Annotated in this window: 18 protein-coding genes; 6 read left to right on the forward strand and 12 right to left on the reverse strand. The window is 51.7% G+C overall.

Annotated elements, in window-relative coordinates:
- Positions 1 to 7: 7 nt before the first annotated feature.
- From EX31_RS20600 to EX31_RS20625, 6 genes are all read right to left on the reverse strand, one after another.
- Positions 8 to 1,609, reverse strand: coding sequence for a GMC family oxidoreductase (locus tag EX31_RS20600; protein WP_037036426.1), 1,602 nt, complete (start codon positions 1,607 to 1,609; stop codon positions 8 to 10).
- Positions 1,610 to 1,635: 26 nt separating this feature from the next.
- On the reverse strand, positions 1,636 to 2,157 hold the full coding sequence (locus tag EX31_RS20605; RefSeq protein ID WP_015689471.1) for a sorbitol dehydrogenase family protein: 522 nt from the start codon (positions 2,155 to 2,157) through the stop codon (positions 1,636 to 1,638).
- 419 nt (positions 2,158 to 2,576) lie between these two features.
- Positions 2,577 to 2,915: a nitrogen regulatory protein P-II gene (glnB, locus tag EX31_RS20610; protein ID WP_013574351.1), complete on the reverse strand. Its 339-nt coding sequence runs from the start codon at positions 2,913 to 2,915 to the stop codon at positions 2,577 to 2,579.
- A 154-nt stretch (positions 2,916 to 3,069) separates the two neighbouring features.
- Positions 3,070 to 4,407 (reverse strand): two-component system response regulator GlrR, encoded by a 1,338-nt coding sequence (gene glrR / locus EX31_RS20615; RefSeq protein WP_037036428.1) that lies wholly within the window; start codon positions 4,405 to 4,407, stop codon positions 3,070 to 3,072.
- Positions 4,404 to 5,159: a two-component system QseEF-associated lipoprotein QseG gene (gene qseG, locus EX31_RS20620; protein WP_013574349.1), complete on the reverse strand. Its 756-nt coding sequence runs from the start codon at positions 5,157 to 5,159 to the stop codon at positions 4,404 to 4,406. Before qseG ends, glrR begins: the two co-directional genes overlap by 4 nt.
- Entirely contained in the window at positions 5,159 to 6,598 is a 1,440-nt protein-coding gene (locus EX31_RS20625; protein ID WP_037036608.1) for a sensor histidine kinase, read from the reverse strand. The genes qseG and EX31_RS20625 overlap by 1 nt, the downstream gene beginning before the upstream one ends.
- 1,038 nt (positions 6,599 to 7,636) lie before the next feature.
- On the opposite strand from EX31_RS20625, the gene EX31_RS20630 reads away from it, so the two are divergent.
- Entirely contained in the window at positions 7,637 to 8,392 is a 756-nt protein-coding gene (locus EX31_RS20630) for a hypothetical protein (RefSeq protein WP_037036430.1), read from the forward strand.
- Between the two features lie 13 nt (positions 8,393 to 8,405).
- Here EX31_RS20630 and mrdA read toward each other — a convergent pair whose 3' ends face one another.
- Together mrdA and EX31_RS20640 are read right to left on the reverse strand one after the other, a co-directional pair.
- Entirely contained in the window at positions 8,406 to 10,352 is a 1,947-nt protein-coding gene (gene mrdA, locus EX31_RS20635; protein ID WP_013574345.1) for a penicillin-binding protein 2, read from the reverse strand.
- 207 nt (positions 10,353 to 10,559) lie between these two features.
- Positions 10,560 to 10,958, reverse strand: coding sequence for a hypothetical protein (locus EX31_RS20640; protein ID WP_231576090.1), 399 nt, complete (start codon positions 10,956 to 10,958; stop codon positions 10,560 to 10,562).
- 193 nt (positions 10,959 to 11,151) lie between these two features.
- On the opposite strand from EX31_RS20640, the gene EX31_RS20645 reads away from it, so the two are divergent.
- From EX31_RS20645 to EX31_RS20655, 3 genes are all read left to right on the forward strand, one after another.
- Positions 11,152 to 11,928 carry an alpha/beta fold hydrolase gene (locus tag EX31_RS20645; protein ID WP_037036432.1) on the forward strand — a complete coding sequence of 259 codons (777 nt, stop codon included), beginning with the start codon at positions 11,152 to 11,154 and terminating at the stop codon, positions 11,926 to 11,928.
- Between the two features lie 376 nt (positions 11,929 to 12,304).
- Positions 12,305 to 13,555, forward strand: coding sequence for an L-lactate MFS transporter (locus EX31_RS20650; protein ID WP_037036433.1), 1,251 nt, complete (start codon positions 12,305 to 12,307; stop codon positions 13,553 to 13,555).
- A 135-nt stretch (positions 13,556 to 13,690) separates the two neighbouring features.
- A complete protein-coding gene (locus tag EX31_RS20655) occupies positions 13,691 to 13,894 on the forward strand; it encodes a hypothetical protein (RefSeq protein WP_013574341.1) in 204 nt (67 codons plus the stop codon).
- 37 nt (positions 13,895 to 13,931) lie between these two features.
- On the opposite strand, the gene EX31_RS20660 is transcribed toward EX31_RS20655, so the two are convergent.
- Together EX31_RS20660 and EX31_RS20665 are read right to left on the reverse strand one after the other, a co-directional pair.
- Entirely contained in the window at positions 13,932 to 15,278 is a 1,347-nt protein-coding gene (locus EX31_RS20660) for an enolase C-terminal domain-like protein (RefSeq protein ID WP_037036435.1), read from the reverse strand.
- Positions 15,271 to 16,608 carry an MFS transporter gene (locus EX31_RS20665; protein ID WP_013574339.1) on the reverse strand — a complete coding sequence of 446 codons (1,338 nt, stop codon included), beginning with the start codon at positions 16,606 to 16,608 and terminating at the stop codon, positions 15,271 to 15,273. The genes EX31_RS20660 and EX31_RS20665 overlap by 8 nt, the downstream gene beginning before the upstream one ends.
- A 677-nt stretch (positions 16,609 to 17,285) precedes the next feature.
- Here EX31_RS20665 and EX31_RS26205 point away from each other — a divergent pair.
- A complete protein-coding gene (locus tag EX31_RS26205) occupies positions 17,286 to 17,423 on the forward strand; it encodes a hypothetical protein (RefSeq protein WP_013574337.1) in 138 nt (45 codons plus the stop codon).
- Positions 17,424 to 18,052: 629 nt separating this feature from the next.
- Here the strand turns inward: EX31_RS26205 and cspA are convergent.
- Together cspA and EX31_RS20675 are read right to left on the reverse strand one after the other, a co-directional pair.
- On the reverse strand, positions 18,053 to 18,265 hold the full coding sequence (gene cspA, locus EX31_RS20670) for a transcription antiterminator/RNA stability regulator CspE (RefSeq protein WP_013574336.1): 213 nt from the start codon (positions 18,263 to 18,265) through the stop codon (positions 18,053 to 18,055).
- 352 nt (positions 18,266 to 18,617) lie between these two features.
- Positions 18,618 to 19,676, reverse strand: coding sequence for a DUF1615 domain-containing protein (locus EX31_RS20675; protein WP_051931124.1), 1,059 nt, complete (start codon positions 19,674 to 19,676; stop codon positions 18,618 to 18,620).
- A gap of 176 nt (positions 19,677 to 19,852) precedes the next feature.
- On the opposite strand from EX31_RS20675, the gene EX31_RS20680 reads away from it, so the two are divergent.
- Complete coding sequence (locus EX31_RS20680) at positions 19,853 to 20,581, forward strand: DUF3053 domain-containing protein (RefSeq protein ID WP_037036436.1); 729 nt, start codon at positions 19,853 to 19,855, stop codon at positions 20,579 to 20,581.
- Positions 20,582 to 20,628: the final 47 nt, after the last annotated feature.

A 20,628-nucleotide genomic window follows, 5' to 3' on the forward strand; every position in this document is an offset into this window, starting at 1 on the left:
AGTCAGCCTATAGCGCAGTTTTGGCAAGATGATCAGCAGTGCGTAACGCCAGTGCGACAGCGGTCAGCGTCGAATTGACCGTGGCCGAGGTCGGCATGACACCGGTACTGGTGATGAACAGATTTTCATGGTCATGAGTACGTCCGAACGCATCCACCACGGAATCTTTCGGGTCATGCCCCATGCTCATCGTGCCGGTAATATGCTGGTTGTTGCCGTAAACGCCCGGCTTGCTGAAGCGCAAATTGGTGCCGCCCATCAGTCTGGCGATCTCGGTATATTCTTTTACCGCGCGCGCCATACCGCGATGCACATAATCGTCCATGTGGTAAATCGCTGCCGGTTTCGGGATACCCAGTTTGTCTTTTTTGTCGCTGAGAATGATGCGGTTATCGTAATTCGGCAACTGCTCCATCACGTTTTTCAGGCTGGTCTGGTGCGAGGCACGGCGACGAATTTCGTTATCCAGGCTGATGCCGTAAACGCCTTCCGCCAGCAGATCTTGCGTTACCGACTGCACCTGAGATGAGTTGGCGATATCGATACGGAACGAGGCGTAATCTTTACGGAAATCGCCGTCGCGCAGGCTGTTGATAGACGCCGGACTCATTGGCCCGCGCCCCGCCCACAACGGTTCTTCGGTTTCGAAGGTCAGTGAGTTACTCGGGTGATCCATCAGATGACGCCCGACGGTGCCGGAACTGTTTGCCAGCCCGTCAGGATATTTATCGCTGGCGGAGATCAGCAGCAATTTCGGACTTTCGATGCCGTTGGCCGCCAGCACAAAGTTTTTCGCCGTAACTTTATGTTCGCCTTTATCCGGGTCGTAATAATGCGCGGCAACAATACGGCCTTTCTCGTCATGCTCCAGACGGTAAACCACCGCGCTGGTGATCAGTTTTGCCCCCGCCGCTTCCGCAGCCTGCGCGGCGATGCCGCCGTGATATTGCGCGTCAATCGGGCAAATCGGCATGCAGTTGTTATTACCGCAGCAGGCAGGACGCCCGTCATAGTTACGGCTGTTACGGGCGGTGGTGTTAACGATCACCTCATAACCGCCCGGTGCCAGACGCTCGCGGAAACGCTGTTGCAGCCAGGATTCAGCGACCGGTTCCATCGGGAAGGGCTGGCTGCGCGGTGAACCGTTATTCGGCGCACCGGACACGCCCATTTTCACTTCGGCTTCGTAATAAAACGGTTCCAGCTCATCGTACGACAACGGCCAGTCACGCCCGACGCCGTACAGTGTTTTAATCTTCATATCATTAGGCAGAACACGCCATGCCTGCGCCGCCCAGTGCCAGGTCGTGCCGCCCATAATGCGGATGTATTCCGCCGGGAAAGGATACGGTCCCTGCTGTTGCAGATAATCATTATCTTCCGGTTTATATACCGGATGCGGTGACCAGTCCGAGTACGGATATGGCGACATAAAGTCTTTTTTGCGCGGCGAATTACGGAAGTTTTCAGTCAGCGTACCGCTATCAATACGCGGGCCGGATTCGAGAATAATGACGGAGATGCCCTGTTTTGCCAGACGCTGTGCGACCAGCGAGCCGCAGATCCCCGAGCCGATGACGACGACGTCAGCGGAAAGTTGTTCACTCATTGTTTAACCCTTTTTGAACGTTATTTTCAGACAGGCTGTTTTGCCCAGGTGCCGTAAGCGCCGTAGGCATAACTCGGCGGGTTGAGGTGATCGCGAACCGCAACATTCATCAGCGCATTTTCATACGCCAGACAAACCGCCTGTTTGCCATCGCCGACCACGCCGAGATACCACGCCTGAAGAATGCTGCGCGGCAGTTTCGCCAGCGCGGGCTGCTGTGCATCCAGCGCTTTTTGCAGTTCAGCGGCATCAATGTGATTCGCCGTGATAAACGCCTGCAACGCCTGAACCTGTGCGGTGAAGTCCGGGTACAGCGCTAACATCGTCTGGTAATAACGTTCAGAAAGGGCCAGGTCCAGCCGGTCGTGACCGGTCAGATACCGCGAGAGTTGGGTGAAATCCTGTTTTGCCTGTGACAAACCGGCAACCGGCGCGGCATAGACCGGGCTGAGCAGCAGCTTATTCATCAACGGAACGGAAAGCGCCGCCAGTGCGCCCCCTAAAAATACGCGCCGGGAAATGCGTATGGGTTTTTCTGGTTGTGACATTGCAAAGCCTTCTGAATGGGTGTGAAAACCACGATCAACGGAGATCAATCCACACCAGTTCCGGCCGCCTGATACTTTCACCCTGAATTATTTTAGTGGGTGATTACAACGTATCTGACAGGTTATCTGAACTGGTATAACAACAAACGTGATTTTACTCTCACTTTTTCAATGAAGTCACAATAAAAACCCCACAAATTTCACACAAAACTAACAAATAGCATTTTTTGTGGTTATTGGCGGAGAGGAACTTTGGGGACTGATGAACAGAATTAACCGCTAAGAACTGGATAAACAAAGAGTTGAGAAGTGATGTGGTTAAAAAATGATTGGTATAACAAGACAGGAAGGAGGAAACGCGGAATAACAGAGGAAAAACTCAGGGCCGGTAACATCGTATTACCCGCCCTGATGAAACATTAAATCGCTTCTTCGTCCTGCTCGCCGGTACGGATACGCACCACACGCGCCACATCAAACACGAAGATTTTACCGTCGCCGATTTTACCGGTCTGCGCGGTGGTCATAATAGTTTCCACGCAGGTATCCACGATGTCATCCGCCACGACAATTTCGATTTTCACTTTTGGCAGGAAATCGACCATGTATTCCGCACCACGGTACAGTTCTGTGTGACCTTTCTGACGGCCAAAGCCTTTCACTTCGGTCACGGTCATCCCGGTAATCCCGACTTCAGCCAGTGCTTCACGGACATCGTCGAGTTTGAATGGCTTGATAATCGCATCAATCTTTTTCATGGCGGACCCTTATAATCATTCGTTTGCTCTCCGCCTTCCTGAGCGGCAGCATGGTTCACAATCTGGTTTCGGATGCCGGAGGCATGCGAAGGCGCTAAAGGTATCATAGTTCAGCGGCAGGAATGTACCTCAAGCCTCTGAAAGTAAATTCCCGTTACTCTTTAAAATCGGTCGCTTCTAATTCATGACGGGACAGCAACTTGTAAAACTCAGTGCGGTTACGCCCGGCAATACGTGCTGCCTGCGTCACGTTGCCTTTGGTGATTTGCAGCAACTTGCGCAGATAATTCAGCTCGAACTGATTACGTGCATCGGCAAACGTTGGCAGCGCGGTATTTTCACCTTCCAGCGCCTGTTGCACCAGCGCTTCGCTGATCACCGGTGCAGACGTCAGCGCCACACATTGCTCAATGACGTTCACTAACTGGCGCACATTGCCCGGCCAGCTGGCAGCCATCAGCCGTTTCAGCGCATCCGTCGAAAAACTGCGCACAAAAGGTTTATGTCGCTGCGCCGCAACACGCAGCAGATGATTGGCCAGCAGCGGAATGTCTTCTGATCTTTCACTCAACGTCGGCAGCTTCAGGCTGACGACATTGAGGCGATAAAACAGGTCTTCGCGAAACTCACCCTTCTCCATCGCTTTTGGCAAATCACGGTGCGTCGCAGAAATAATGCGCACATCCACATCGACATCCTGATTGCTGCCCAGCGGGCGCACCTTGCGTTCCTGCAACACGCGCAGCAATTTCACCTGCAGCGACAAGGGCATATCGCCGATTTCATCAAGGAACAATGTGCCGCCGGTCGCTGCCTGGAAAAGACCTTCACGGCTGCTCACCGCGCCAGTAAACGCCCCTTTGGCATGACCGAATAATTCGGATTCCAGCAACTGTTCCGGCAATGCGCCACAGTTAATGGCAATAAAGGCTTTCTTGCCGCGCGGGCTGGCACCGTGAATGGCCTGCGCCAGCACTTCTTTACCGGTGCCGCTTTGGCCGTTAATCAGCACGCTGACATCAGACTGTGCGACCATATTGGCCTGTTCAAGCAGACGCAACATAATCGGGCTGCGGGTGACAATCGATTCGCGCCAGCTTTCATCGACTGACGGGCTGGACTGCGCCAGCGCTTCATCGATAGCTTTATACAACGCATCGCGGTCAACCGGCTTGGTGAGAAATCCAAATACGCCCTGCTGGGTGGCGGCGACCGCATCGGGAATAGAACCGTGTGCCGTCAGAATGATCACCGGCATGCCGGGCTGGAATTTCTGGATTTCGGCGAAAAGCGCCATGCCGTCCATTTCATCCATGCGCAAATCACTCAGCACCAGATCAATACGTTCGCGATGCAGCAAACGCAACGCTTCAGCGCCGCTTTCCGCCGTGGTGACGCAAAAACCTTCGCTGGTCAGGCGCATGCCCAACAGTTTTAACAGGCTGGGATCGTCATCAACCAGCAATAAACTGGCAGCTTTACGTATCGTCATTTGGCGTTCTGATCCTTAGCGGGCGGCGCATAGGTTTCGGCAGGTTTGACCGGCTTACCGGATGTCGCTTTCGCAGGTACGCTGGCGTCGTTATCCGGCAAATCTCCCTGAATTTGTTTACGCGAGGAAAGCTGACGCTCAATGTCGGTCAGGTTTTCCAGTTTACGCCGCGTATCCGCAAGATTGTTTTCCAGCACCTGCTGTCCGGCGATCATCGTCTGAAGTTTTTCTTCATTCATCACCTGCTGACGGGCGTTGCGGGCTTTTTCATCCCCCAGCACCACCTGCAAATTCTGACGTTCACGCCATAACTGCACCAGCGGGCGAATCGAACCCGGCATCTGGCCACGGTACTCGCTCACTTTCGCCAGCAATGCGCGACGCTGTTGCTGATCGGGATCCGCACCGGCAAGCAGGATGCTTTGTTTAAACACCTGTTCCCAACTTGTGGCCGGGATCTGCTGCGCCTGGTAACGCGCCTGCGCATCACTCATCCGGTCAGCGCAGTCCATCGCCCGTAACCAGTACAGCGAATTGGTCAGCGCGTCGCTGTCATCCAGCGCCCAGAGGGTTTCACAGGGCGCAATGCGAAAGTCGATCACTTTGCTGTCAGGCACGACCTGATCGGAAACTTGCTGATAATAGGGATTACTGGCGGAATGCGGCGCGCAGCCTGCAAGCACCAGCGGTATGCTCAATAAGATTACCCGGCAGCGTAACAGCACATGCAGCCAGCCTGAAAATTTCATCATTATTCATTCTTCTCAGCCGTCAGGGGCAATTCGATACGAAAACAGACGTCCGCATCCTCAACGGCAACCAGTTGCAGCTCTCCATGCATGCGGCGAATACAGTCCTGAGCAATACTCAACCCCAGACCGCTGCCTTTTACAGCCCCTTTCCTCTGCTGGCTACCCTGGTAAAAAGGTTCAAAAATCATCGTGCGCTCGGCCTGCGGGATCGGTATTCCGGTGTTCGCCACCTCGATTATCACCCGTCCGTTTTCCTGCCGGCTACGGACCCAAATAGTACCGGATTCAGCCCCGTAGTGCACCGCATTGGAATAGAGATTATCCAGCACCCGCCTCAGTAAGGTCGGTTCCGCCAGACACCGGGGTGCACCGATCATCACTTCACTGCGGATTTTCTTTGCGCGGGCGGGCAGGCTGTTAGCCGTTACGACGTCATCCACCAGCGCTTTAAGATCGACAAACACACTCAGCGTCGGCGCATCAGCCAGCTTGCGGTTGTAATCGAGCAGTTGTTCAATCAGCGTTTGCAGGTGACGGCTGCTGCTATTGAGGATAGCCACCACCTCTTTTTGATCCGGCGTCAGCGGCCCGGCCACTTCATCTGCCAGCAGTTCGGTGCCTTCACGCATACTGGCGAGCGGGGTTTTAAGTTCATGAGAAATATGGCGCAGGAATTCGTGGCGCTGTGATTCCAGCCAGGCAAGACGTTCACTCAGCCAGACGATGCGCTGCACCAGCGAGCGGATCTCCCGCGGCCCTTTAAAACGGGTCACATCGCCCAGATTACGCCCTTCACCCAGCCGGTTGATCATTCGTTCAACACCTTTCACCGGCCCGATAATCATGCGGGTGAACAGCACCACCAGCGCGCCACTGAGCAGAAAAAGTACCAGCGCCTGCCAGCCAAAGAACTGACCACGTTCGGCAATCGCGCGCTGGAGTTGCTGTCCGCGCGAAAACACCACTTCCCGTGTCGCCTGAACCATTTCGGCATTGGTGCGCGAGAAATTTTCCAGCCGTGCAGAGGAATCTTTATCCGGCGAGTTATTCAGGCAGGTCGGTTGTGTCAGTTGAGTCAGTAAGGTGCGCAACGTCTGGTAATAGCGTAAATCCGGCAGCACAGACGCATGGGCATCCAGCAACTGGGCATATTGCTTGTGCTGATTCTGATAAAGGCGGGAAAGGGTCGGATCGTCAAGGACACAATACTGGCGGTAGCTGCGCTCCATCTCCAGCGCGATGCCGGACATCGATTCACTGCGACGCGCATCACTCAGCGTGGTGCGGTTGATACGCGCCGCCTGCCGGCTGAGCTGATCGAGGCTGTCATAGGCCTGATAGGCCAGCACCAGCAACGGCAGCATCACCAGCAGGAAAGCCATCAGTACCAGCTGACGTAACGAGCCGGGGAATAAACGTCCTCTTTTCAACGCATTCATCTCATTGACCACAGATAACGTCATGCTAGCGGACAACGGTTTGAACAGCCAGTGTCAGAGAGGATATGTAAAAGGATTGGGAAACAAAAAGGCAGACTTCAGAGGGGTTGGTATTGCTGAACATCCTGACGGATGTTCAGCAAACCGGAAGAGGTGGTGCCTCACTCAACGTGTCGTTCGATGCTTGATAACGTGCTTGCGCAACGATTATCGGTCGGGTGAACGATAGGCACCGTTTCTTTGGCGTCATTCGGACATTATGAGCATATCAACGCTTTCGCGTGAGCCAATCATAATCAGGTGAATGAGCAACTGCCCGATTCTAGCAGGATGCGTGCCAACTTTAAAGTTAAATTACCAAGATTATGAATTTAAAGGTTTTTTATTTTAAACGTGTTTTCAGGCATCTGCACGACGCCCAATAATCCGTTTAAAAAACACCCGGAGTGTCGCCGAAACCCAACAGTATTCGATGAAGTAATTCAAACGCTTAATTATCAATGTGTTAAATGTCTCCAAATGACGACAACACATAACGTGACTGTCGCCATTTTATGACACACGCTGTTTCGCAGGGGATGACGGCTTTCCGTCGCATAAAACATACGCAATGAAAAAATCTGCCGGTTTCACGGCCGCTTATACCTCCCGTTAAAGAGAAGCTGCAATATCATTATTCTTAAGAAGTGATTAAGTCATTAAAAAAAACGCATATGTTATATTCCCCACCATATTCCCCTAAAATTTACCAACGAGATTATTATGTTTTCCCATAAAAAATCAGGAATTCATTTTATTAAAAAGCAGGATATTAAACATTCATCTGGATGATGTGGAAAAATTGAATCTGACTATAACATGTATTCTTATTATGCAGATGCCCCTCAGGTTGCAACGGAAAAAGCAGCTGACATAAATGGACTGAAATACGAAATAATCTCAATGAATAGCAACATGCACGGAATTCACCGCTGATAAAATCACAATAAAGACGGCATCGGATTTTATAAAAAAACTAACGATTTCTGGAGTAATATTATGCCATTTTTTAAAAAAAAGACCGCCAAACTATCCCCGGAAGAACTGCTGTTAACGGAGCAGGAAAATAAAAAACGCCATGAGCAGCAGAGGCTAACAACGCTTCAAAGTTGGACTGTCCTTCCTGAGAACCATGTTTTAGTGCATACCTTTGAACTGAACGAAAGCCCTTTCTGCCGACAGGTCGCGGCTTCCCTGTTTAATGGCTGGGATATTTTCAGTACCTCACTGGTTGATTTAAAAGATATTAAAAAATTCACGACACAGACCTCAAGGTATACCGGGATGTATCACAGCATCGCGCTGGTACTTGAAGTACCGCGACAAAATATACTTGGGACATTCCCGCGTGACGTTAATTTTATCAACCATGCGGGACGGGAATACTACAATCCCCTGGGAGCAGTAGTCAGGCCCTATGAGCTGGTGGACTGTATTAAGAGCGGAAGAGGAAAAGGGAAATTCAGATGTTCTGGTGGATATCAGCAACTTTTAACCCCTGCTGATCTCATGGCGCAAGATAATTCGATCCGTAAACAATATAGCCACAATGAAATACTCGTTATCGGCCGCCCGGGTCTGAATTTATATGCAGGGTTAACTCCCACTCAAAACATCCGGGTGACCAAAGTGTTAGGCGTCGATAAAACTCAGTTTCCTGACTACAGTCATATTCATTTTGATCATATGAAGACAACAGAAGAAATTGGAAAACACGTTGCCCGACTCAACAACGTGCCCTTTGAAATGCTCTGATCACACGCCCGGATCAATGCTCACTGAAACCCAGAGAATTTGGCGCCGGCACCGGTTGTTCGCAGTCTGCCGGATTATCCGCTTTGGCCGGATCACACATCACCGCCTGCGGCGGCAGGAAAATATGGTCGAGGATCGCCCGCGCGGTCGGCCCGGCCACCACACCATCACCGCCGCCATTTTCCATGATCAGCGCCATCACCACCGTCGGGTGTTTATAAGGCGCAAACGCAGTATAGAAAATATGGTCGCGCAAACGTACCGGCGTCATTTTAGCGTTATAAACCTGATTCTCACGCAGGCTGAAAACCTGCGAGGTGCCGGATTTTGCCGCAATCTGATAAGGCGCGGTGTGGAAAAGTTTATAACCGGTACCATTAGGGAGGTTAGCCATTCCAAACATGCCGTTTTTCACGATTCCCCAGATGGGCGATTTCGGGTCAGCGATTTGCTGCGTCGGCGGCATTTTATACGGCGTGATCACTTTGCCGCTTTTGGCAGAATATAACAGGTGAGGCGTTTCCAGTTTACCGTTGTTCACCAGTGCGCTCAGCGCCCGCACCATCTGGATCGGCGTCGCCACCCAGTAGCCCTGACCGATGCCCACAGACACGGTATCGCCCTGATACCAGCCTTTTTTATGTACCTTCAGTTTCCATTCGCGACTCGGCAGTACGCCGTTATATTGCTCATCCAGATCAATACCTGTCGACTGCCCGTAACCAAATTTGCTCAGCCAGGTATGGATACGATCTATGCCCATTTCATAGGCCACCTGGTAGAAGAAAGTATCAGCGGACTCTTCGATAGCTTTGGTGACATTCAGCAGGCCGTGACCGGTTTTCAGCCAGTCGCGGTAATGCCGTTCTGTGCCCGGCAGCGTCCAGGTCGGCGCACCAAAGAACGTGGTTTGTGGCGTGATCACCCCTTCAAACAGCGCCGATGTTGCCATAAACGGTTTCACCGTCGAGGCCGGCGGATACAGCCCCTGGGTCACACGGTTGATCAGCGGCAGGTCCGGGTTCTTCAGTAACGCGCTGTATTGCTTACTGGAAATGCCGTTCACAAACGGGTTCGGATCATAGCTCGGGCTGGAGACCATCGCTTTGATCCCGCCGTCACGCGGATCCATCACCACCACTGCCGCACGCTGCCCTTTCAGCACTTTTTCGATGTACTGCTGCAAATCCAGATCAAGCGTCAGATAGATATTTTGCCCGGCCTGCGGCGGAACCTCTTTCAGTAAACGCACCACATGACCGTGGTTATCGACCTCGACTTCCTGATAGCCGGTGCGGCCATGCAAAATGTTTTCATAGTATTTTTCAACGCCCTGCTTACCGATATCGTGGTCAGCCGCGTAATTCTCAGCGATACCCTCCGCCTCGAGACGTTTGGCATCTCTGTCGTTTATCTTCGAAACATAACCCACGACATGCGCCAGTTCCGCACCGTACGGATAACGGCGCTGCTGATAGGTGCTGATAGAGACGCCGGGGAAATCAAACTGATTGACGGAAAAACGCGCCACTTCAACATCCGTCAGCGCCAGCTTCAGCGGGATCTGCGCAAAGCGACGTCCGTGGATCATCGCATCGTGAAAACTGTCCAGATCGTCCTGTGTCAGATCGACAATGGGTTTCAGCGCATTCAGCGTGGCGTTGAGATCAGGCACTTTTCCCGGGATGACTTCAATCTGGTACAGGGTGATATTTTGCGCCAGCACGACACCGTTGCGATCCATAATCAACCCGCGACTGGGCGCGATCGGCAGCATTTTGATGTCATTCTGATTCGAGCGGGTCTGATAAAAATCATGCATGCCCACCTGCAGGTGATACAGGTTAAACACCAGCGCAGACGACAGGAGGATCACCACCATAAATGCGATCACGGCACGACGAACGAAAAGGACGGACTCGGCAGTATGGTCGCGGATTTCGTCGTTAAGTAAGGCCATAAGCGGGCAAATACCTTTTTTGTCTGCTTCTTGAAGCGGGCGAAAATGAAAAAAAGTGGGGACCGGAAAAGTGCGCAAGGATAGCCCGTCGTGCAACAGGCGACTATAAGAAGTGTGCTAATGAACTGGCAGGAGTGTTTCTATTTATTGCAGGGCGTTGCGGACAGACGTAACGCCCGGATTCAGAAAATGCTGTGGCCAGGATTTTTACTTCGCGGTATTCACTTTGCAATCTCCGTAAACATAACCTTCGGTTTGCGTGGCGACAACAAAACTGTCTTTTACGTGAATATACATCAGGTTATCTTGTGCACCGGCTTTCATGGGCTGATTGTCTTTGCCGATGATGTCCGTCAGTTCCGGGCTGGTGACCATTTTGCTGCCATCCGGAGAAAAGCTGAACGTATTACCCGCATCATAGACCTGTGCGTTTTTATTGACGACTTCAGAAACATCGTTGCCATCATCAGACTGCGTGTGGTGCGTTAATACACATTGATACTGAGTGACAGCAGATGCTGAAAACGACGCCAGCACCAGGGTAACCGCCACAAAACTGCCTAACCTGACCATCAGATAAATCCATAAAGTGAGCAAGAGTTCCATGCTATCACTTGTCTGGCTGATAGAAAGAGTCCGGAAAAAAAATATTCACATGCTGAATGACTTAACAAAAATCCACCATCATTGAGGATGCCGCCAGTCCCGGATGCGTGTTCACCCCTTTTTTATACTGCCGCTAAGAAAAATCCTGCCTATAATCCGCAGATTGCACTTAAGTGATTAACAAAGGATTGAGATGAAATCGTTCAAAGTACCCGGTATGGAAATGCATTTACGTTTCCACGAGTTACCAGGGCTGGGTGTGCCGCTGGTCTTTTTACACGGTCTGGGCTGTACAGCTTCCTGCGATTTTCCACGGGTGGCGACAGATGCTTCCCTGCGCCCGCGTCGCTCGCTGCTGCTGGATTTCGCCGGTTCAGGTTACAGCGATAAACCCGATGATTTCAGCTACAGCCTCCGGGCGCATACTGATTGTGTGATTGCCTGGCTGGAAAGCCTGGGTGTGCCACAGGTCAATTTAATCGGTCACAGCATGGGCGGCAGCATTGCCATTATGGTGGCAACGCAACGCCCTGATCTGATCCAGCGCCTGATTGTCGCCGAGCCAAATCTGGATGCCGGCGGCGGCACCTTCAGCCGCGCGGTGACACAGTATTCAGAAGAAGCATATCTGCGCGAGGGCCATGCACATCTGATTGATGTCGCCGTACGCGGGAATAATCACATCTGGGCAGGATGTATGAGCATCGCCTCGCCGCTGGCCATCCACCGTCAGGCGGTCGGGCTGGTAAAGGGGGAAACGGTATCATGGCGCGAACAGCTTTATCAGCTTGAAATGCCTGCGACGGTGTTGTTTGGTGAGTTTTCACTGCCTGAACCGGATGTCGCCGTTTTGCCGCAACATTGCGTTCAGACCGCCATTGTGCCGCAAGCCGGTCACTCGATGATGTGGGAAAACCCGACCGGCGTCGCAGCCGCGATTAATGCCGCGCTGAATACCGGGGCCTTGTAGGCCGGAACGCAGAAACAAAAACGAGCTCAAACAGCTCGTTTTTTTCACCTTATTAATAATTAATCGTTTAAAACTCCCCCGGTCAGAATCTTTCTGATGCAGCCAATGACACAACGAAACCTTTGTAGCCCTGCCTGAAAAAACTAAATAACAGATTAGTGATCCAGATCAACTAAAACCCGCGCCCCGCAAGGCCTGCAGCGGTGTTTTAAGTCCAATTTTGAGCTGATTTTAGCCAGAAAATGGCGACTCATGCCGTCATGGATGCATTTCATTCCGCAACTCATGCATCTCACTCCACAAATCATCCGCATCCATTCTGCGGACTTATCATAGCCACAGTTAATTGAATCTACTTCGCTCGGGAGAACCCACTATGAGTGACAAATCTGGCATGCAGAACGACAACCGTACCCGCTGGCTGACACTGGCCGGTACCATTCTTACTCAGCTTGCACTGGGTTCCGTTTATACCTGGAGTCTCTTTAACGGTCAGTTGTCCGAAAAACTCGGCGAACCGATCAGCCGCGTTGCGCTGACGTTCGGTATCCTGAGTCTGTGTCTGGCTCTCGCCTCTTCCGTTGCGGGTAAACTTCAGGAACGGTTTGGTGTGCGTGCCGTCACCATCGCCGCCGGTTTACTGATGGCCGCCGGTTTCGCGCTGACCGCCCATTCCGACAACGTCATCACGCTGTACATCAGCGCCGGCGTGCTGGTCGGTCTGGCGGACGGTGCCGGTTACCTGCTGACCCTCACCAACTGCGTGAAATGGTTCCCTGAGCGTAAAGGCATGATTTCAGCCTGTTCAATCGGTGCTTACGGGCTGGGCAGTCTGTTATTCAAATTCGTCTGCGGTCATCTGCTGGCGACAGAAGGTTTGCAAAACACCTTCATGATCTGGGGTGGTGTGGCGATGGTGATGGTGATTGCCGGCGCACTGATGATGAAAGATGCGCCGAAACAGGAAACATCAGCCGTCACCCGTGAGGAAAACACCCTGAACGATAACAGCAACGACAGCCGTGATTTTACCCTGGCCGAAGCCATTCGTGCACCGCAATACTGGATGCTGGCGCTGATGTTCCTGACCGCCTGCATGAGTGGTTTGTATGTGATTGGTGTGGCGAAAGATATCGGTCAAAGCCTGGTTAAACTGGATGCGCTGACCGCCGCCAACGCCGTAACCGTGATTGCGATTGCTAACCTGAGCGGCCGCCTGGTGTTGGGTGTGTTGTCTGACAAAATGCAGCGTATCCGCGTTATCTCTATCGCGCAGATTGTGTCGCTGGCCGGTATGAGCATGATGCTGTTCACCCAGATGAACGAAATGATGTTCTTCCTCTCCGTGGCCTGCGTCGCTTTCAGCTTCGGTGGAACCATCACCGTTTACCCTTCACTGGTCAGCGACTTCTTCGGCCTGAACAACATGACCAAAAACTACGGCCTGCTGTATCTGGGCTTCGGTATCGGCAGCATCTTTGCCTCACTGGTGGCTTCCCTGTTCGGTGGTTTCGCAGTGACCTTCAGCATCATCACTGTATTATTGATTGTGTCATTGGTTCTTTCTGCCACAATTCGCTTACCGAATAAGTCAGAAGAAGCGCATAATACGCTCCAGCACGTGTAACACAGCAGCTGAGCACAGCATAAATGATGAACGGGAGCACAATTAGCTCCCGTTTCTTATGAAGAAAGCATATAAAATCGGCCGCTGAATCACGTACCCTTATGACAAAATGTGAACAGACCGGACACCTGCAAAATGAAACGCATTACCCTCGCTCTTTTTGGCCTGATGATCTCAATGACCACGTTCAACAGTTTCGCTCAGGCTTACCCTTCCAGCGCTCAGGAAGTGGCTTCTGAACTGAATCGTAAAGCCAGCGAAAGCAGCACCAGACCTTCCACAACTATCGATGCCAGCGCGCATAACAAACTGAACGCCCGCACCGATTATTTGAAATAAAACTCGCTTAAGTCACCACACGCCAGTCAGCCCGACGTCAGCGAACCAAAGTGGCGCGCTTGCCGTCAAACGCCCAGCCGCGGATCAGATACTGCATGGCGATCGCATCATCGCGATCTTTGTGCCGCAGGTTGTTGTAACGCTGATGGGCGATGCCGACGGCATCCATATCCAGTTCAACGCCCAGCCCCGGCAGTTCATTCAGCGCCAGTTTACCGTCTTTAATCTGCAACGGGTTTTTGGTCAGATGCTGTCCCTCCTGCCAGATCCAGTGTGTATCAAATGGCGTGATCTCGCCGGGCGCGGCCGCCCCGAGATGCGCCAGCATCGCCAGCGACACATCAAAGTGATTGTTCGAATGACAGCCAAGCGTCAGCCCCCACGCATTACATAATGTGCCGATGGTATTCGCCCCGCGCATGGACCAGTAATGGGGATCAGCCAGCGGGATATCGATCGCATTCAGTTGCAGCGCATGGCTCATCTGCCGCCAGTCGTTGGCAATCATATTGGTCGCGACCGGTAATCCGGTGGCGCGCTTAAATTCCGCCAGCGTTTCACGTCCGGAAAATCCCTGCTCCGCGCCACACGGATCTTCAACGTAAGACAAAATCCCGTGCATGTTTTTGCACAGCGAAATCGCCTGATCCAGCGACCAGGACGCATTCGGATCCACGGTGATCCGCGCCTGCGGGAAGCGTTTTTTCAGTGCCCTGACCGTTTCTATTTCGACTTCACCCGCCTGCACGCCGCCTTTAAGTTTGAAATCTTTAAAACCGTATTTATCCTGTGCCGCTTCCGCCAGTTGCACCACTTTTTCGTGGCTCATGGCCTCCTGATGACGCAGGTGATACCACGGATGCTGCCCCGGCTGCGCCTTTCCTGGCTGATAATCCAGATCGGTTTTCTGCCGGTCGGCAATATAAAACAGATAACCGAGCACCGGCACTTCATCGCGCTGTTTACCGGGGCCGAGCAGTTGCGCCACCGGCTGATTGAGAAACTGCCCCATCAGATCCAGCAGTGCGGTTTCCAGAACCGCGACGGCATTGTGATGACGTTCGAGATCCCACGGCCGGAAGCCCGGCAGTACCGGTTTCGGCTGACGGTTTTCCTCCAGATCCCGTTTGTGCAAATCGCTCACCAGCTGATTCATGATGCCAATTTTCTGCCCGACGATATGCGGGATGGCATCATTAAGGATCTTCAGCACCACGCCGGTGGCGGGCGCTTCGCCCACGCCGGTATGTCCGGCACTGTCTTTGAGCACCAGCAAAATACGGGTGAAATAACAGTTATGTGCACCAGCAATGTTCAGCAGCATGCTGTCGTAACCGGCGACCGGAATGACCTGCATTTCGACAATTTTAGGCGTATCAGACATGACGTTTTGGCTCCATTCCCTGCGGGGCGTGATATTCAGGTTGCGTTGGCGTGCGGTGAGTTTTGGTGAAGAACAGCGTGATAGCGGCGAAAACCGAAATTCCGCTGAGGATATACAAACCCGCAGTGGTGCTGCCGGTGGTTTGTTGCAGATAACCAAACACCGCCGGTGCGAAGAAACCGCCGAGATTGCCCAGCGAATTGATCAGCGCAATCCCCGGCGCCACGATGGATGACGGTAGCTGACTTTGCGGGATCGGCCAGAACAATACCGCACTGGATTTCGTCCCGATACACACCACGCACAGCGCAAATAAACCAAACCACGGACTGCCGACCGTACACAGGCAGGTGCCGATCGCAGCCACAATCAACGCCAGCGCCAGAATGGTTTCGCGACTGCCGCGGAAACGGTCGCTGACACGGCCGAGAATATTGATGGCGATAATGGCGCAAATCCACGGAACGGAATTCAGCATGCCGATCTGGAAGGGGGAAAGCCCCTGAATACGGCCGATGATCTCCGGCTGCCAGAACACCAGCGTGTAACCGGTCATGCACATCACAAAGAACAGGAAACACAGGTACGCCATTTTGCCGTCAGTGATCAGCTTCCAGCGCGACTGACCCTGCGTATGTAAATCACGCGAACTGGATTCCGTGCTCAGCGCATTACTCAGCGCAAGTTTCTCTTCAGCAGTCAGCCATTTTGCCTCTTCAGGTTTCGACACCAGGAAGAATGCCGCCACGATCCCTACCAGCACCGACAGCGCACCTTCGATAAACAGCACCCACTGCCAGCCCGGCAATCCCATAAAGTCATGCAATTCCAGCAGGCCACCGGTAACCGGGCCGGAGAGCAAGTACGCGGCTGCTGAACCGGTGAGGATCAACGCCGTGGCACGGCCGCGGTAAACATTCGGCACCCATTTGCGGAAATAGAACAGGATCCCCGGGAAGAAACCGGCTTCAGCGACACCGAGCAGAAACCGCAGCACGTAGAATTGCATCGGTGTGGTGACGAAGCCCATGGCAAAAACCACCGCACCCCAGGTGATCATGATGCGCGTCAGCCAGACACGCGCGCCGTACTTGTCCATCAGCATGTTGCTGGGAATTTCAAACAGCGCGTAACCGACGAAGAACAGCCCGGCACCGAAACCGAACGCTGCCGTACTGATGCCTACGTCGGTTTCCAGGCTATGCTTGATGAATCCGACATTGGTGCGGTCGATTTGGTTAATGATCAACATCAGGATGAGCATCGGAATGGTGCGGGCAAAGAATTTGCGGTTTGCACTGCGTACCGCTTTGTTTTCATGACCGTTCATGGTGTTCCCTTAGCGTTGAAATTATGAACAACTGCAACACTAAGTAAGATGTGTACACCGGGATTTACCATTGTGCAGTCGCCCAAGCTTTGATCACCCGCAAGGACTCACTGGCCTTATTACTGCATATTATCAATGCATTAAACGATGTGCATAAGCACAATCATCTCCCCTGCTTCGTCATTGCTTTTGGGCAGATTAGCGAGATGCTTCACAGTTCAGAAAGGGATTTCTCAGACACATTGCTTAAAATAAAAGCACATATTTATCCATATGGATTATATGTTTGTTATAATTGCATCATGAAACAAATGATTGGGACAATTCGTCCCGCACAAGGAGTGTGAAATGAAGGCCACTGCTTTTTGGTTAATGATGGCAGGAGGCTCTGTCGGGATCGGTTATGTGATGGCCCTGATGATGGAACTTCTGTGAGTAAACAGCGTTAACGACGACGGATAAATAAGGACATTTCATGGCATTTTACAGCCCTAAACGCATCATTCTTTATACTGCCTCTGCGATTGCGCTGCTGGTGATCGTTGGCCTGGTCACGTATTTCACTGTCGGCCATTTAGGCGCATAACGCCTTTCCCTCTGCTTTCTCTTCCTGTGGCGATACTTGTCGTATCGTCGCATAATGCTGCCATTCATTAAGCTATGCGGAAAGATTCATCATGACATACAAAGGATTAATGATTGTTGCCGTGGTTATCGTGCTGGCAAGCATCGGTTCTGAGTCTCTGATACAGAAGGGCATTGCGCTGGCGGACAGCAAAATTGATCAGGTGATTACGCATTATGCGGACAAATAAGGCTTACATCTGCTGGATTAACCTTACCGGGCGATGACAAAACCATACACAAGGTTTGATATCTTAAATCCATCAAATGTTGTGTGATGTCCCTGTGTAATACCCCTGTAGAACCCTGTTATTTTGCCCGCCGCGTGCGGGCTTTTTTTTGCCTGTTTTTCGGCAAAGGCATCCTTTGGGATTTGGGAAGATGAGCGATTTGCTCTTATGCACGAATAATTCGAGTTGCAGGAAGGCGGCAAGTGAAGGAATCCCGATGAGCTTACTTATGTAAGTGATTCGGGTGAGCGAAGGAAGCCAACGCAGAGTCAGCCCAAAGGATAAAGGGAATTTGCCGGTGCTTTCCCGGCCGTCATATTATGGCGCAAGCGTCCATCGAACACTCCGACATTGCGCGGCCTGAGCACGGCCATTTCATAACAGAAAAAACAACGGGTGAAATAATCCAACTGGCTTTTCTGTTATGGCTCCCGGAAATAAATTCAGAAGCTTATATATAATAAACCCCGGCGTTGGCCAGGGTTTATTTTTGTCATTGATAATGTCGATATTGAAACAATTATTCTGGCTGCTCCGGGTTTAACCCATCTTCGCTATTGCAGAGTGTTTGCCTTCAATATCAGGCGACATTACAGAACGACAACGTTACCCGCTGATGGGCCTTTCTGACCATTTTCGATGGTGAACTCAACGTTCTGACCTTCGTCCAGGGTTTTGAAATCATTGCTCTGGATTGCAGAGAAGTGAACGAACACGTCTTTGCTGCCGTCTGCAGGGGAGATGAAACCGAAACCTTTACCAGCGTCAAACCATTTTACTAAACCAGTCATTTTATTAGACATAGAAAATACCTTCTTCGTTTTTATTTTATGATGCCATAGGGCAATATAGGTCTGTTTTTATTTGAAATACTTATGGATGCATCAGAGAAGGAAATTCGTCGGAGAAAGGATTTGCTATATCACTTGAACCAGGAACTGCTTTACTAAAATGTCTTACATAAATAGGTCTTAACCACAAACCGTTGACGCTATTTACACACAGGCGGATTTATTAAGCAAGCTTTTATTTCAACGGGATTATATTACCGGCGGATTTATTCCAACCGGAAATATCGCGCAGGCCGCCCGTGACAACGGCTGTAGCCCGATTAAATAATGAGAAAGCCTGCCCGGTTCAGGCAGGCTTTAAGAATCATCCTCCCGCTCTTTTCATGCAATCCGCACGACGACCGTCTACCCGCTTAGCAAACCAGGCGGTAGTCAGCTTGCGGGTAATCTTCGGACTTTCCAGCGTGATACCCGGTAGCATTTCCCGTGGCTGTCTTTTACCGGTGGTTTTATCCGCCAGCGCGAAGACCTGCTTGTAGAGCCGGGTCTCTTCAAACTCCAGTTGTTCGCCCTTCTCCAGCGCCTTACGGATGGCCGAATTGCTGATGTCCAGACGTTTGCTCAGTGTGCGTACCGCCAGCTCTGTGCCGCCCGGTTTATCAGTGCCGTAGTTAATCAGGTCACCGTCCAGTGCCAGCGGAATGCCGGACACTTTACTTACCGCACTCTGGAATGCGGCGTTGCGGCTGGCATACCAGCCAGCATTAAAGTCGGCAAAGCGATATAACGGCTGAGTGTAATTCGCCGGATACCCCAGCAGATGTTTGACGCCAAAATACACGCCGCCACGGCGGCTAAACACTTCATTGCGGATTGAATCCTCAACTTTATACGGATAGCCTTTGGCATTTTGCTCGGCAAACGCGATGCTGACCTGCATCGGCCCGCCGGTATGCACCGGATTCAGATTGCCGAACAGCTTCTGCCCCATCGGCACCATATCAATGAAATCATCAAAAATCGCACTCAGCTGTTTCTCGGTTTTTACGTTATCCAGCCGCTCGCTGTAGGATTTGCCGTTCGGGGATTTCAGCAACAACGCGGTGTGCACCAGGAAATTGGGCACATGAACCGCATCGGCGCGCCGGTCAATCTCTTTCCACGCAATTTTGCTTAATCCCGGCACCGGTGCGTCGGCGTTGAAATTGGATTCCTGCTGCGCCACCGCCAGCACAGAACAGATATTTTCGGTGGTTGCCGGAATGTTCTGCGTGGTGAAAGCGGCGGTAATATCGGTCGCCCAACCTTTTCTGTCGGGGGCTGATGTCGGCATCAGCCTCACGATATCCGCTTTCACGTCATGCGGATTTTGCACCGGCGTTGCGCTTTTTTTCGTCGAGGTACACCCCGCGAGGATCATCATGGCCAGCACCGGCGCAAACTGTTTTATCGAAAATGACTTATGCTTCAAAGTGATACATTCCCTGAATAAATGACTCTGAGAGTGACGTTAGCGAAGATAGCTATGCTGATCTAGCAAAAAATTATCTTTATGCGTTAAGGTTAAGGCTCTGATGATGGAGATAAAGGAACAAGGAAATGATGCACTCAGCGCCCCGCTTACAGACCTCACACCGCGTATTTTTGCTCCCTTTTATGATGTTGCTGATGATTGTTATCCTCAGCGGCTGCGGTGATAAAGAACCCGCACAACGCAAAGCCTTTATAGATTTTCTTCAGTCGCGGATCCTCGATAAACCCGTGCTGGCCGTCCCGCAACTGACCGAAGCGCAGAAAAAAGATTTTGGCGATTACACTAAAGATTACGCGATTATCACCGGTTTTCATCATCAGATGAATATCGAACTGGATTCTTCGCTGGTGCCGGTTTTTGCCGGTATGAACGGCGTAAACAGCGTCAGTAACCTGCTTGAGCAGCGCGATGATCTGAAGAAAATGGCTGACAGCAGTGAACGATGGAAAGAGAAAATCGTGCTGCTGAAAACCCAGGCCGATACGCAGCATGCAGCGCTGAAACAGCCGGAAGACCTGAAGAAGGTTTACGATCAGGTGTATGAGAAAACCATCGTTAAACCGTCAGCCGTCACTGAGCAGGTGTTTGATTTATTGCCGCAGGTGCTGAACCTGATTGTAGCGAAGGCAGACTTCATCAAAAGTCAGGGCAAAAACGTCACCATCACCGGCAACCGTCTGCAATTCGCTAACCAGAAACAACTGGATAAATACAACGCCATCCAGCAACAACTGGTTCCGCTGAATGCGCAACTGATGCAACTCAGCCGTCAGATGCAGCAAATGGTGCGTTAATCCATCAGGCAAAGACCCGCCCGCCGCAAGACGGTTTTTTCATTGCG

The organism is Rahnella sp. WP5 (assembly GCF_000745615.1).
GTDB classification, from domain to species: Bacteria; Pseudomonadota; Gammaproteobacteria; order Enterobacterales; family Enterobacteriaceae; genus Rahnella; species Rahnella aceris.